The organism is Microlunatus aurantiacus, assembly GCF_039536605.1.
Taxonomy (GTDB): domain Bacteria; phylum Actinomycetota; class Actinomycetes; order Propionibacteriales; family Propionibacteriaceae; genus Microlunatus; species Microlunatus aurantiacus.
Genome location: NZ_BAAAYX010000035.1, coordinates 52,747 through 66,693 on the forward strand (window position 1 = coordinate 52,747; position 13,947 = coordinate 66,693).

General features: G+C 72.3%; 14 protein-coding genes. 8 read left to right on the forward strand and 6 right to left on the reverse strand.

Annotated features, from left to right (window positions below; all coding sequences use genetic code 11):
- The 3 genes from ABD714_RS22580 to ABD714_RS22590 all read left to right on the forward strand — a co-directional run bounded on the left by ABD714_RS22580 (position 1) and on the right by ABD714_RS22590 (position 3,020).
- A complete protein-coding gene (locus tag ABD714_RS22580; RefSeq protein ID WP_344814717.1) occupies positions 1–678 on the forward strand; it encodes an NUDIX hydrolase in 678 nt (225 codons plus the stop codon).
- Positions 675–1,457 (forward strand): MBL fold metallo-hydrolase, encoded by a 783-nt coding sequence (locus ABD714_RS22585; protein WP_344814718.1) that lies wholly within the window; start codon positions 675–677, stop codon positions 1,455–1,457. The genes ABD714_RS22580 and ABD714_RS22585 overlap by 4 nt, the downstream gene beginning before the upstream one ends.
- A 189-nt stretch (positions 1,458–1,646) precedes the next feature.
- Positions 1,647–3,020 (forward strand): S1C family serine protease, encoded by a 1,374-nt coding sequence (locus ABD714_RS22590; RefSeq protein WP_344814719.1) that lies wholly within the window; start codon positions 1,647–1,649, stop codon positions 3,018–3,020.
- Between the two features lie 100 nt (positions 3,021–3,120).
- On the opposite strand, the gene ABD714_RS22595 is transcribed toward ABD714_RS22590, so the two are convergent.
- Positions 3,121–3,798: a Crp/Fnr family transcriptional regulator gene (locus ABD714_RS22595; RefSeq protein ID WP_344814720.1), complete on the reverse strand. Its 678-nt coding sequence runs from the start codon at positions 3,796–3,798 to the stop codon at positions 3,121–3,123.
- 170 nt (positions 3,799–3,968) lie between these two features.
- Between ABD714_RS22595 and nth the strand changes: the two genes are divergently transcribed.
- The 3 genes from nth to ABD714_RS22610 are packed head-to-tail and all read left to right on the forward strand — an operon-like array spanning position 3,969 to position 6,281.
- The gene (nth, locus tag ABD714_RS22600) at positions 3,969–4,751 is read left to right on the forward strand and encodes an endonuclease III (RefSeq protein WP_344814721.1); all 783 of its coding nucleotides are present in this window, start codon (positions 3,969–3,971) and stop codon (positions 4,749–4,751) included.
- Positions 4,748–5,506 (forward strand): NUDIX hydrolase, encoded by a 759-nt coding sequence (locus ABD714_RS22605; protein ID WP_344814722.1) that lies wholly within the window; start codon positions 4,748–4,750, stop codon positions 5,504–5,506. Before nth ends, ABD714_RS22605 begins: the two co-directional genes overlap by 4 nt.
- Positions 5,496–6,281 carry an HD domain-containing protein gene (locus ABD714_RS22610; protein WP_344814723.1) on the forward strand — a complete coding sequence of 262 codons (786 nt, stop codon included), beginning with the start codon at positions 5,496–5,498 and terminating at the stop codon, positions 6,279–6,281. Before ABD714_RS22605 ends, ABD714_RS22610 begins: the two co-directional genes overlap by 11 nt.
- A 43-nt stretch (positions 6,282–6,324) precedes the next feature.
- Here the strand turns inward: ABD714_RS22610 and ABD714_RS22615 are convergent, their stop codons facing one another.
- The 5 genes from ABD714_RS22615 to ABD714_RS22635 form a co-directional block, all read right to left on the reverse strand.
- Positions 6,325–7,248: an alpha/beta fold hydrolase gene (locus tag ABD714_RS22615; protein ID WP_344814724.1), complete on the reverse strand. Its 924-nt coding sequence runs from the start codon at positions 7,246–7,248 to the stop codon at positions 6,325–6,327.
- A gap of 33 nt (positions 7,249–7,281) precedes the next feature.
- Complete coding sequence (locus tag ABD714_RS22620) at positions 7,282–7,731, reverse strand: phage holin family protein (RefSeq protein ID WP_344814725.1); 450 nt, start codon at positions 7,729–7,731, stop codon at positions 7,282–7,284.
- A 74-nt stretch (positions 7,732–7,805) separates the two neighbouring features.
- Positions 7,806–9,008, reverse strand: coding sequence for a Na+/H+ antiporter NhaA (gene nhaA / locus ABD714_RS22625; RefSeq protein WP_344814726.1), 1,203 nt, complete (start codon positions 9,006–9,008; stop codon positions 7,806–7,808).
- Positions 9,009–9,178: 170 nt separating this feature from the next.
- Positions 9,179–11,179, reverse strand: a complete 2,001-nt coding sequence (gene acs, locus ABD714_RS22630) for an acetate--CoA ligase (protein WP_344814727.1) — start codon at positions 11,177–11,179, stop codon at positions 9,179–9,181.
- 91 nt (positions 11,180–11,270) lie between these two features.
- Positions 11,271–12,602, reverse strand: coding sequence for a glycosyltransferase (locus ABD714_RS22635; RefSeq protein WP_344814728.1), 1,332 nt, complete (start codon positions 12,600–12,602; stop codon positions 11,271–11,273).
- Positions 12,603–12,685: 83 nt separating this feature from the next.
- Here ABD714_RS22635 and ABD714_RS22640 point away from each other — a divergent pair, with 83 nt between their 5' ends.
- Both ABD714_RS22640 and ABD714_RS22645 read left to right on the forward strand, forming a co-directional pair.
- Positions 12,686–13,384 carry a TetR/AcrR family transcriptional regulator gene (locus tag ABD714_RS22640; protein ID WP_344814729.1) on the forward strand — a complete coding sequence of 233 codons (699 nt, stop codon included), beginning with the start codon at positions 12,686–12,688 and terminating at the stop codon, positions 13,382–13,384.
- 4 nt (positions 13,385–13,388) lie between these two features.
- Positions 13,389–13,889 (forward strand): GyrI-like domain-containing protein, encoded by a 501-nt coding sequence (locus ABD714_RS22645; RefSeq protein WP_344814730.1) that lies wholly within the window; start codon positions 13,389–13,391, stop codon positions 13,887–13,889.
- Positions 13,890–13,947 lie beyond the last annotated feature (58 nt).

The window sequence follows — 13,947 nt, forward strand, 5'->3', positions numbered from 1 at the left end:
GTGCCCAGCCACTCCCTGAGCGTGCTGGCGTCGTTGGCCCCTGCGGTGCCGTCGACGCTGGCCCAGCTGGCGGAGGGCTGGGACCCAGCCGCGCCGCCGAGCCACCCGCGGGCGGCAGCGAGCGTGGTGCTCTGCCGGGACGGCGACGGAGGAGTCGAGACGTACCTGCTGCACCGGCACGCGCGGATGGCCTTCGCGGCGTCCGTGGCGGTCTTCCCGGGCGGTGGGCTCGAGCCCGTCGACGCGTCCGCTCCGGACCCGCTCCTGGCCTCCGGTCTGCGCGAGACCCACGAGGAGACCGGTGTCCGGCTGGCCGCCGCCGACGTCGTCCGGTGGGCGCACTGGATCACCCCGGTGGTCCAGCCGCTGCGCTACGACACCCACTTCTTCCTGGCGGCCCTGCCGCCGGGTCAGACGGCCGAGGACCTGTCCACCGAGACCGAGGGCGCCGGGTGGACCTCACCGGCCGACGCCCTCACCGCGTACGGGGCGGGGGAGCTCGCCCTGATGCCACCGACGCTCTCGATCCTGACCGAGCTGGCCGACCTGCCGAGCGTGACCGCGGCGCTGGAGGTCGGGCGGGACCGGGTGGTGGAGACGGCGCTGCCCGAGGTGGTGCGGGCCGGCGCCGGCTGGGTCTACCGCTACCCGGGCCCGCGGGCGGAGGCCCGGCGGTGACCGCGGTCGCCCCCGGCATCGCGGTGCTGCTGGCGCCGAACCCGGGGCCGATGACACTCGACGGCACCAACACCTGGATCCTCGGGCGGCCGGGTGGGCCCAGCATCGTGGTCGACCCCGGCCCGGCCGACGAGGAGCACCTCCAGCGGGTCCGGGCCCGGGCGGGGGAGGTCGTCGACATCGTCGTGACGCACCGGCACCTGGACCACACCGAGGGGGCGGCCCGGTTGGCGGCGCTGACCGGCAGCGGGGTCCGGGCGGCCGACCCGGCGTACGCCCTCCCGTCGGGCGACGGGTCCGACCCCGAGGGACTCGAGGACGGCACGCAGCTGCAGGTCGGTGACCTGGCGCTCCGGGTGATCGCCACCCCCGGTCACACCAGCGACTCCGTCTGCCTGCTGGTCGCCGGTCCCGAGGGGTGCCGGCTGCTCACCGGGGACACGGTGCTGGGCCGGGGGACGACGGTCATCACCCACCCGGACGGTGACCTGGGCGCGTACCTGGACTCGCTGGACGTCCTGCTGGACGTCGTCGGGGAGCACGCCGTGCTCGCCCTCCTGCCCGGACACGGGCCGGTCGTCGACGCTCCGCAGCGGGTCCTGCGGCACTACCGCGAGCACCGCCGGCAGCGGCTGGACCAGGTGCGCGCCGCGGTGCGGCAGGGCGACCGGACCCCGACCGAGGTCGTGGCCCGGGTCTACGCCGACGTCGACCGCTCGGTCTGGCCGGCCGCCGAGCAGTCCGTGCGGGCCCAGCTGGACTACCTGCGCGACCACTGACCGGTTGCCGTCGGCGTCTCAGCCGGTGCGCCGATCGCGACGGCTGAGGTCGCTGGGGCTCCGGAGCACTGGGTCGGGCTCCGCCTGCTCAGGGTCCGTTCGGGCCCCTCTCAGACAGTGCTCCGACGCGTAGCCGAGTCATCGCGATCGCACAGTCTGCGCACAGGTTCGCGGCGGATCTTCGACAGCGTGACCACTCCGCACGAGCCCTCCGGCATCACCACCCCGCCCTTCGGTCAGCCCACCGGCCCCGAGTTCCATCCCCAGTCCGTCGGTTCCTACCGGGCCGAGGACTTCCCCGCGCCCGCGGGCGTCCCGCCGCTCCGCCCGACGGTGGGTCACCCGCCGGCTCCGGGCGGCTACGGCGACCAGGTGCGCGGCGGCGCAGGTCACCCCGGCGCGACGGCCGTCCTCACCCCGCCGGCGACCCGGACCCCGCGGCGCACGGGCGTGGTGATCGCGGCCGCAGCGCTGTCGGCGATCATCGGTGCCGGCGCCGGTATCGGCTCGTACGCCTACCTGGGGGGCGGTGGCACCGTCGGCGGTGCCGGCTCACCGATCAGCGTGACGACCCAGCCGGCCGCGAACACGCCGGTGCTGGACGGCACCGTCTCCGCCGCGGCCACGGCGATCGAACCCTCGGTGGTCACCATCACGGTCACCTCCGGTCAGAGCGAGTCGCTGGGGACCGGGGAGGTCCTCGACACGCAGGGTCACATCCTCACCAACGACCACGTCGTCTCCGAGGCCGCGAGCCAGGGGCAGGGCTCCGGCGACCAGGGCCAGGACCAGTCCCAGGGCGGCACGCCGACCATCCGGGTGACGTTCGACGACGGCACGACCGAGGCGGCCACCGTGGTGGGCACCTCGGCGACCAACGACCTGGCCGTGATCAAGGTGGCGGCCAGCGACAAGCTGGTCCCGGCCACCTTCGCGAAGTCGGAGTCCCTGCAGGTCGGGCAGGCGGTGGTCGCCGTCGGCGCACCCCTCGGGCTGTCCGACACCGTGACCAGCGGCATCGTCTCCAACACCGCGCGCCCGGTCCGGTCCGGCACCACGAACGACGCGGTGTACCTCGCGGTCCAGACCGACGCGGCCATCAACCCGGGCAACTCCGGCGGACCGCTGGTCAACCTCAACGGTGACGTCGTCGGCATCAACTCCTCGATCGCGGGGACCGGGTCGGAGAGCTCCGGCGGTCAGTCCGGCAACATCGGCATCGGCTTCGCCATCCCCTCCGACGTGGCCGTCCGGGTGGCCGGGCAGCTGATCGAGAAGGGCAGCTACGCGAACGCCGCCCTCGGGGTCACCGTCGGCGGGCAGGACTCGCAGTCGGTCTCCACCGACGGGGTGACGCTGCAGAGCGTGACCTCCGACGGTGCCGCCGCGAAGGCCGGTCTGAAGGCCGGTGACCAGGTGACCAGGATCAACGACTTCGCCACCACCACCGCCGACGGGCTGATCGCGGCCACCCGCTTCTACGCTCCCGGCACCAGCGTCCAGGTCACCTACAGCCGGGATGGCCGGACCGCGACGCAGGCCGTCACCCTCGGCAGCGCCTGAGGAGCCGCCCGATCGGACGGCACCGAACCACGGCCGCGACGCACCCCTCCCCCGGGGCGTCGCGGTCGTCGCGTCCGGGGCGGAGGTCCGGCAACAGGGGTCAGCGCGCCCGGCGCTCCACCCGCTCGGTGTCCAGGATCGTCACCGACCGCGGTTCCAACCGGATCCAGCCCCGGGCGGCGAAGTCGGCCAGCGCCTTGTTGACCGTCTCGCGGGAGGCGCCGACCAGCTGGGCCAGCTCTTCCTGGGTCAGGTCGTGGTGGACGTGGATGCCGTCCTCACGACGATCACCGAAGCGGCGGGCCAGCTCGAGCAGCTGCTTGGCCACCCGGCCCGGGACATCGGAGAAGACCAGGTCGGCGACCACGTCGTTGGCTCGGCGAAGCCGGGCCGCGAGCTGACCGAGCAGGCCCAGGGCCACCTCCGGTCGACCCGACAGCCAGCCCATCAGCTCGTCGTGCTCGAGCGTCCTGATCTCGCAGGCCGTGACCGCCGTGGCGGTCGAGGAGCGGGGCCCCGGGTCGAACAGCGAGAGCTCCCCGAACATCTGACCGGGCCCCAGGATGGCCAGCAGGTTCTCCCGGCCGGCGGACCCGCTCCGGCCGAGCTTGATCTTGCCGCTCACCACCACGTAGAGGCGGTCCTCCTTGTCGCCCTCGTGGAACAGCACCTCACCACGGTTGAGCTTGATGGTGCCCATGGCAGCAGCAAGCGCCGAGGCGGCTTCGTCCTCGAGTCCGGCAAAGAGCGGAGCCTTCTTCAAGACCTCCGGATCCACACGTCCTCCTGCTGTCGGCGATGTTCGGTGTGACGTCGTTTCTTCGTGACGGTGCGTACGCTACCGCCGAACCTACCGTCTGTGTCACGGATCACACTGCAGGTCCACGTTCGGCCGCCCCCAGGTCGACCGCGCTGCGACCGTCGGCGCCGAGCCCTAGGCTGGCGACCATGGTCCGCGCTGCACGTCCTCCCGTCCAGGCGGAGCCGGCGTTCGGTGTCGGGGCGACTCCCGCGGTGGACATCCTGCCCAACGCGGTCGACGTGTCGCGGACCGGCCTGGTCCGGCGGGCGCGGACGATCAACCGGACGCTGCACGAGACCTACCCCGACGCCCACTGCGAGCTCGACTTCACCAGTCCGCTGGAGCTGCTGGTGGCCACCATCCTGTCCGCGCAGACCACCGACAAACGGGTCAACACGATCACCCCGATCCTGTTCGCCCGCTACCCGACGGCGGCGGCGTACGCAGCGGCCGACCGGATGGAGCTGGAGGAGCTGCTCACACCGGTCGGCTTCTTCCGGGCGAAGTCCGACACGCTGCTCAAGCTCGGTGCCGCCCTGGTCGAGGACTTCGGCGGTGAGGTGCCCGGCCGGCTGGCCCAGCTGGTCACCCTCCCCGGGGTCGGCCGCAAGACCGCGAACGTCGTGCTGGGCAACGCGTTCGGGGTGCCCGGCATCACGGTGGACACGCACTTCGGCCGGCTGGCCCGCCGGTTCGGGTGGACCACCTCGCTGGAGCCGGAGCAGGTCGAGGCCGAGGTCGGGGCGCTGTTCCCGCGCAAGGACTGGACCCTGCTCTGCCACCACGTGATCTGGCACGGCCGCCGCCGCTGCCACGCCCGGAACCCGGCCTGCGGGGCCTGCCCGGTCGCTCGGTGGTGCCCCGCGTTCGGCGAGGGTGAGACCGACCCGGTCAAGGCGGCCAAGCTCGTCCGCGAGCCGCGGGGATGACCTCGCAGCCGACGAGCCCACCCGCCGCGGAGCCGCCCACCCCGGAGCCGGACACCGAGCAGCCGGAGACCCGGGAGCAGCACACCCAGGAGCTTCCTGCCTGGTTGCGACCACTCGACGACGCGCTGCTGGACGACGAGCGGTTGCAGCAGGCGGTCGCCCTGCGCCCCGGGGCCGGTGGGCGAGCGGCGGCGGTGCTGGTGCTGATCGGTGAGGGCCACGCCGGACCCGAGATCCTGTTCGTCGAGCGGGCGTCGACCCTGCGCACCCACGCGGGTCAGATCGCCTTCCCCGGCGGGGCGAACGACCCCGACGACGCCGACCTGATCGCCACGGCGCTGCGCGAGGCCCGGGAGGAGACCGGGGTGGACGTCACCGGCATCCGGCCGATCGGGGCGTTGCCGGCCGCTCACGTAGCGGTCAGCGGCTTCGACGTCACCGCCGTCGTCGGCTGGTGGAGCCGGCGCAGCGAGGTCCGGGCCGCCGACCCGCGCGAGGTCGCGTCGGTGCTGGTGGTGCCGGTGGCCGATCTGACCGATCCCGCCCGCCGCGGACTGGTCCGCCATCCGTCCGGGTACGCCGGACCGGGCTTCGACGTCGCCGGTCACCTCATCTGGGGTCTCACGGCGCACCTGCTGGACGGGGTGCTGGAGCTCGCCGGCTGGCAGCGTCCGTGGGACGCTGAGCGCCGGTTCGACATCCCGCCCCGCTACCTGACCGATCGAGCACCCGGACGAGGACACGATGCCCACTAGCGACAACTCAGGGCCCACCAGCGACAGCTCAGGGCCCACCAGCGACGACGCAGGGCCCACGAACGACAACTCAGGGCCCACGAGCGACAGCTCGGGCCCGACCAGCCCCGCCGATCTGCAGGCGATCTGGGACGCCACCCTGGTGAACCAGGCCGAGACCGGCGCCCGGGTGATCGCCCGCTACGCCGAGCCGCACCGCCGCTACCACGGCACGGAGCACCTGGCCTCGGTGCTCGCCCGCATCGACGAGTTCGCGACCGACGCCCACGACCTGTTCCTGGTCCGGCTGGCCGCGTTCTACCACGACGCCATCTACGACATCCCGTACCGCGAGCTGACCAACGAGGAAGGGTCGGCCCGCCTCAGCGTGCGCGAGCTGAGCCGGACCGGGCTGGAGGTGGAGGACCTGAACGAGGTGTCCCGGCTCGTCCGGTTGACCGCCACCCACGTGCCCGGCTCCCGCGACCCCAACGGGGAGCTGCTCTGCGACGCGGACCTGGCCGTGCTCGGGTCCCCGCCCGAGGCGTACGCGCGCTACGTCGCCCAGGTCACCGAGGAGTACGCGGCGGTGCCCCGGCTCGACTTCGTCCGCGCACGGTTCCGGGTGCTCCGCGACCTGTCCGGACGGGATCTGTTCACCACCCCGAAGGGGCGCTCGCTGAACGCCCGGGCCCGGTTCAACCTGGTGGCGGAGTGCCGCCAGCTGGTGGCCGAGATGCGGGCCGCCGGGATCTCCGCCGACGAGATCGGCACGGTGCCCGCGCCCCGGTCGTGATCGCCCCGGTCCTGGTCTACCCGGTCCGACGGAGCGGTCCGGCTCAGCCGGTCAGCCAGTCGACCAGGGCAGCCGACACGGCCTCGGGCGCCTCCTCGTGCGGCAGGTGGCCCGCGCCGGCGATCTCCCGGTGGCGGTGGTCGTCCGGCGCGTACGGAGGCGGCGGCAGCATCGCCGCGGCCGGCAGCAGCCGATCGGCGGTCCCCCGCACGGTCAGGACGGGCACGCGTACGGGAACCTGCAGCGCCCGGCGGTAGTCCCGGCCGTCGGACCGGAGCTGGTCGCGACCGAACATCCGCAGGTACTCCAGGGCGCAGTGCGGGCTGGGCCACAGCCGCAGCGCCTGCCGGTAGTGGCGCGCGTCCACCGCCGACGGCGTTCTCGATCCCGGACCCGTGCGGCGTCTGAGCAGCCACTCCACGTACGCCCCGTCGCGGGCCATGATCACCCGCTCGGGCAGGATCGGCAGCTGGAACCAGGCCAGCCCCGGCCCCATGGTGCGCCAGGGGAAGCGCAGCGGGTGGGGTGCGGCGACGGTGGCGAGACCGGCGACCTGCTCCGGTGCGTACGCCAGGGTCGACCAGGCCGCGACACCGCCCCAGTCGTGGCCCACCAGGTGCGCCGAGGCGAACCCGAGGCTGCGGATGACGGCCGAGACGTCGAGCCCTGTCACCGACTGGCGGTAGCCGCGTGGGGTCTTGTCGGTGGCGCCGTACCCGCGCAGATCCAGCGCGGCCACACTGAGCCCGGCGGCATCGAGTGCCGGGAGCTGGTGTCGCCAGGCCCACCAGAACTCGCCGAAGCCGTGCAGCAGCACCACCAGCGGCCGGTCCCTGGTGAAGCGTTCGCCGGTGGCCAGGTGGAACCTGATCCCGTTCGCCGTGACCTCACGGTGCCGCCACCGACCGTCGATCAGGACCGCGCGGACGGAGCCGTCCGGGGCGGCCGACCGTCCGCGGTGACGCATCCGGGGTCGATCGGGTCGCGTCCGTCCGCCGAGCTAGCGAAGAGCCTTCTTGTCGCTGACGACCGTGCCCTCGATCTGCGGGGCGCTGGCGGCGGCGGTGGCCCGGTTGACGGCCGTGCTGAGCTCCGACACCAGCGCCTGGGCGTTGGCGATCGTCTTCTCCGGGGGCTTGACCTTCTTGATCCGGCTGTAGCCGATCAGACCGGCGATCGCGGCGAGCAGCAGCAGCACCCCGGCGACGATCAGGAACGCGGCCCAGTAGGGGAGGCCGAGGGCGGCCAGGCCGAACGCGGCGGCCACGTAGAGCAGCGTCGCGGCGTTGATGCCGAAGTAGCCCGCCGCTCCGAACAGCCCACCACCGATGCCGGCGTTCTTGGCGGCCGGCGTCAGCTCGGACTTCGCCAGCGCCACCTGGTCGTTGACCAGCAGCTGGACATCACCCCGGATGTCCTTGATCAGGTCGGCGATCTTGCGGTCAGCCATGACGATCTCCTCTCGCTGTTCCGAGGCTGAGCCTAACGGTCGGCGACCGGTGCTTCGTGCAGTCGGGGTCGGGTTCAGTCCCGGAGCCGGGCGCGGGTGCGTCGACGCAGGGAGATCGAGGCGAGGACGGCGGCGATCACCGAGCCCACCAGGACGGCGGTCTTGGCCACCTCCTGCGTCGCCGGGTCACCCTCGAAGGCCAGGTCGCCGATCAGCAGCGCCACGGTGAAACCGACACCGGCCAGCAGGGAGAGCGAGGCGATCTCGCTCCACCTCAGATCGCCGGCCAGCTCGGCCCGGGTGACTCGCGCGGTCAGCCAGGAGCCGCCCAGGATCCCGACCACCTTGCCCACGATCAGCCCCATCACCACGCCGAGACCCACCGGATCGGTGAACACGATCCCGAGCCGGTCCAGCGAGACCGGCACCCCGGCGGCGAACAGGGCGAAGACGGGCACGGCGAAGCCGGCCGAGAGAGGCCGCCACTGGTGCTCCCAGCGGTCCACGTACGAGGGCCCCTTGCTCATCGACGAGGAGGTCAGCAGCCCGAGCACGACACCGGCCACGGTGGCGTGGATGCCGCTGCTGTACATGCACCACCAGCAGAGCAGGCCCAGCGGGACGTAGACGTAACAGCCGGAGATCCGGCGCCACTGCAACAGGGCCCACAGGGCGGCGCAGACCAGGGCGCCGACGAACCACAGCAGGGAGAAGCCGTGGGAGAAGAAGATCGCGATCACGGTGATCGAGCCCAGGTCGTCGACGATGGCCAGGGTGAGCAGGAAGGCCCTCAGGGCGGTGGGCAGCTTCGACCCCACCAGACCCAGGATCGCGAGGGCGAAGGCGATGTCGGTGGCCATCGGGATGGCCCAGCCCTGCGGTCGACCGTCGGGCAGCGCCAGGTTGATCCCGGCGTAGATCAGGGCGGGCACGACCATGCCGCACAGGGCGGCGACGATCGGGACCAGGGCCTCCGCGGGTTTGCTCAGGGCGCCCACGGTCAGCTCGCGCTTGAGCTCGAGACCGGCCACGAAGAAGAAGATCGCCAGCAGCCCGTCGGCGGCCCAGTGCGCGAGGTCCAGCGGTCCCAGCGGCAGGTGCAGCAGCCGCTGGTAGCTGTCGGGACCGAGATTGGCCCACACCACGGCCACCACCGCCGCCGTGAGCATCAGGGCCCCACCGACTGTCTCCTGGCGGAGGACGTCGGTGACGGCGATGGTGTCGGCGTCGTCGGCGTTGCGGCCGAACAGCACCACCCGGGGACGGTCGCTGGTCATGGTGACTCCTGGGGTCGACGAACAGGACGCCGACCAGACTTCCCGGCACACCGGGGACGACCCTACCGGTCCGTCCCGCCGGCTCCGTCCGCCACATCTGCTCGGGTTCGTCGGTTCTGCTCGGTCTATAGACCGAGCAGAACCGACAAACCCGAGCAGGTCGGCCGGGCCTACCCCTCGGCCGCAGCCGCCGGCTTGTCCATGTTGTCCTTGATCAAGCTCATCACCGAGGAGTCGGTCAGGGTGGTGACGTCACCGACCTCACGGTGCTCGGCGATGTCGCGCAGCAGCCGGCGCATGATCTTGCCGGACCGGGTCTTGGGCAGCTCCTCCACGACCATGATCTGCCGCGGCTTGGCGATCGCCCCGATCTCCTTGGCCACATGGGCCCTGAGCTCGGCGACCACGTCCGGCCCGCCGTCGCCGGCCTCGGAGCGCAAGATCACGAACGCCACGATCGCCTGCCCGGTGGTGGGATCGCTGGCCCCGACCACGGCCGCCTCGGCCACCTTCGGGTGGGAGACCAGCGCCGACTCGATCTCGGTGGTCGACATCCGGTGACCGGACACGTTCATCACGTCGTCGACCCGGCCGAGGAACCAGATGTCCCCGTCGTCGTCCCGCTTGGCCCCGTCGCCGGCGAAGTAGAGACCCGCGAACCGGGACCAGTACGTGTCCACGAAGCGCTGGTCGTCCCCCCAGAGCGTGCGCAGCATCGACGGCCAGGGCTTGGTGATCACCAGGTAGCCACCGGAGCCGTTCGGGACCGACTGCGCCTCGTCGTTGACCACGTCCACGCTGACGCCGGGCACCGGGGTCATGGCCGCCCCGGGCTTGCCCGAGGTGACGCCGGGCATCGGGGAGATCATGTGCATGCCGGTCTCGGTCTGCCACCACGTGTCGACCACCGGCGTCCGGTCGCCGCCGATCACGTGGCGGTACCAGACGTACGCCTCCGGGTTGATCGGCTCGCCCACCGAGCCGAGGATCCGCAGCGAGGACAGGTCGAACTGCTCGGGGAACTCCGAACCCCACTTCATGAAGGTGCGGATCGCGGTCGGGGCGCAGTAGAGGATCGTCACCCGGTACTTCTCGATGATCTCCCACCAACGGCCCTTGTGCGGGGTGTCCGGGGTGCCCTCGTACATGACCGAGGTGGTGCCGTTCACCAGCGGCCCGTAGACCAGGTAGGAGTGCCCGGTCACCCAGCCGATGTCGGCCGCGGTCCAGAACACGTCCGTCTCCGGCTTCAGGTCGAAGGTCGCCCAGTGCGTGTACGAGGTGCCGACCAGGTAGCCCCCGGTGGTGTGCAGGATGCCCTTGGGCTTCCCGGTGCTGCCTGAGGTGTACATGATGTAGAGCGGGTGCTCGGCCGGGAACGCCTCCGCGGTGTGCTCTTCGGACTGCTGCCCGACGAACTCGTGCCACCACAGGTCCCGGCCCTCAGTCATCTCCACGTCCTGGCCGGTCCGCCGGATGACCAGCACGTGGCGGACGTCCGGGCACTTGGTCAGGGCCTCGTCCACGGCGGGTTTGAGCCCGGACGGCGCGCCGCGGCGGTAGCCACCGTCGGCGGTGATCACCACCTCGACCCCGCAGTCCAGGATGCGCGAGGACAGGGCGTCGGAGGAGAAGCCACCGAAGACGACCGTGTGCGGGGCGCCGATCCGGGCGCAGGCCAGCATCGCCACGACCGCCTCGGGGATCATCGGCAGGTAGATCGCCACCCGGTCCCCGGCCTCCACCCCCAGCTCGATCAGCGCGTTGGCAGCCTGCTTCACCTCGGTGGTCAGCTGCGCGTACGTGATCTCGCGGGTGTCACCCGGCTCGCCCTCGAAGTAGAAGGCGACCCGGTCGCCGTGGCCGGCCTCGACGTGCCGGTCGCAGGCGTTGTACGCCGCGTTGAGCGTGCCGTCGGCGAACCACGTGGCGAACGGCGGGTTGCTCCAGTCCAGCACCTCGGTCGGCTCGGTCTCCCAGCTGATCCGCTTGGCCTGCTCGGCCCAGAACGCGTCCGGATCGGCGGCGGCCTGCTCGTACGTCGCCGCGGTCACGTTGGCCGACGCGGCCAGCTCCTCCGGCGGCGGGAACCGCCGGTCCTCGTGCGACAGGTTGGACAGGCCCCCCTCGTCGGACTGTGCCTTCTGGGACGACCGGACCTCATCACTCACAGCGAAACCTCCACGTCGACGGTGCACGGGCAGGGCCCGGCCGCACCGTCAGCGGCATGCGTGATCGAGGTGTGGCGGGCTGGAGGTGAGCCTATGCGACCTCGCGTTGCACCGGGGTCGCACCGTCGGCGGCGGGCCTCGGATGGTGGGCCACGACGTCGTCGACCACCGCCGCGAAGCCGGCCGCACCCGGTGCTGCCGCCAGCTCGGCGGCGATCCGGGACGCCGCGGTACGGAAGCGCGGGTCCGTGAGCACCCGCCGGACGCCTCGCCGGACCCGAGCGCCGGTCGGTCGCTGCCGACGCAGGTTGACCCCGGTGCCCGACCAGACGACCCGGGCCGCCACCTCGACCTTGTCCTCCTTGCCCGGCGCGATCACCACCGGGACCCCGTGGGCCAGGGCGAACTGGACGCCCCCGTACCCGCCGTTGGTGACGAAGACGTCGGTCCGCGCGAACAGCTCGGCGTACGGCAGGAACTCCGCGGCGCGGGTGTTGGCCGGCAGCGGCCCGAGGTCGGCGACCGGTCGGCCGCCGGTGGCCACAACCACGAGGACGTCGTCGTGGGCGAGCCCCTGCACGGTCGGCAGGATCAGCTCGCTGAGGTCGCCGTTGGCGATGGTGCCCTGGGTGACGTGGACGACCGGGCGCGAGCCGTCCAGATCGGACCACCACGCCGGCCGGGGGTGCTCCACGGCCGACGAGGTGGTGACCATGCCGGTGAACTCGAGCCGGGTGGCGGTGTCGGGTCGCGGGTACTCGAAGGACGGCACCGACAGCTGGACCACGGCGTCGGCCCGACTCAGCCAGTCCATCATCGGACCGCTGCCGCTCCGGCCGTGGACGCGCCTCGCGATCGCGGCGCCCGCCGCCTCGGCGCTCTTCAGCACCCGGGCGTTGACGGCCCGGAGCGCGCCGTTGCGGACCCGTCCCAGCAGGCCGGCCAGGGGCGGCACCCCGAGACCGAACGGGGCCAGGTCGCGACCGGGGAGGGCCAGTGGCACCACCCCGGCCACCAGGACCGGCGGTCGCTGGTCGGCCGGCACCTCGGTGAGCAGCGCACCGCCCAGGAACAGGGGATCCACGATGACGGCGTCGACCGGGGCGGCGGCCAGCAGCGCGGTCACGGCGGCGTACTGGGTCTCCCCGGGCCGGATGAAGATGTGCTCGATGTCGAAGGCGATCGCGGCGAGCGGGGACAGGCCCTCGCGCTGCGGGAAGCGAGCGGCGACGTCGCGGTCGTCGAAGTCCGCCTCGGTCGGCAGCGGGACGTGGGTGGCCCCGGTGGCGGTCACGGCGGCGGCGAACCGCGAGCCGGTGAGGAACCGTACGGTGTCGCCCCGCCCGACCAGCTGAGCGGCGATCGGCAGCAGCGGTGCCACGTGGCCGTGGATCGGGACGGCGGCGATGAGGTGGTTCGGCATGACGGTTCTCCTGTGCGGACGACGTCCTTTGGTACCTTTCGGTACGGGACTAGTTTATTGAGTACAGGTACACAGGAGTCAATATGGTTTCCGCTGATACGTCGGCTGCCGAGGGCCCCCGCGGCTACGTCTCCCGACTGCGGTCCCAGCAGGCCGCCGACACCCGCGACCGGGTGGTGCGGGCGGCGGCCGACCTGTTCACCGAGCGGGGGTATGCGGGGACCACGCTGCCGGCGGTCGGCCGGCGGGCAGGTGTCTCCACCGAGACCGTGCAGAACCACGGACCGAAGGTCCAGCTGCTCCGAGCTGCCCTCGACCTCGTCTCCTTCGGCGCCGAAGCCGGGACGGCCGTCGCCGACACCGAGCTCGGGCGCCAGCTGACGGGCGCGACGAGCGCCGCCGAGGCGGCCCGCCGCAGCGCGGAGGTGCTGGCGGTGGTCAACGAGCGGTCGCACGGGGTGTGGATGGCCTTCTCCGAGGCTTCGCGGAACGACGCGACGCTCGCCGCGGAGCTCCGTCGGCTGACCGCGGAGATCGCGGAGCAGACGCGGATCGCCCTCGAGCGGTGGCGGACCCAGGGATGGCTCCGCGATGACGTACCGCCGGACGAGCTCGTCCGCCGCGCCACCGCCATCGGGTCGGTGGAGCTGTGGGACCGGTTCGTCCGCGTCGAGGGCCAGAGCCCGCAGCAGTACCGGACCTTGATCACGGGGCTGTTGCTGGCGTCGCTGACCACGGGCCGGGCGGCAGCCGATGAGTTCGACGAGGCCACCGGGTCATAGCGGTATGAGCGACGAGAGCCCGTACCGGGTGGAGGAGCGGGCGGCCCAGCCGTACGCGTACGTGAGCGACGACAGCGTCTACATGGACAGGTTCGACGTCATCGCCGACCGGTTCGGGGAGGTCTTCGGCTGGCTCGGTCGGCGCGGGATCGAACCCGTCGGACCGGTCTTCTTCAAGTACGACGTGATCAACATGCCCGGCCCGATGCACCTCGAGGCCGGGGTGCCGATCGCCGCGTCGGTGGACGGCGACGACACGGTCCGGACCGGCGAGCTGCCGGCCGGCCGCTACGTGGTGGTGCGCCACCACGGCCACCCCGACTCCCTGATGCAGGCCACTACCGACCTGCTGGCCTGGGCGGAGTCGCAGGGTCTGGAGTTCGACGAGTGGCAGACCCCCGAGGGCCACACCTGGGCGAGTCGGACCGAGTGGTACTACTCCGACCCGGTCGAGGTCCCCGACCAGAACGACTGGGAGACCGAGCTCGCCTTCAAGCTGCGGTAGCCCACCCCGACTTTTGTGCCGGCGTCCACGATTGTTGATGCTGGTGCTCCAGAAGTAG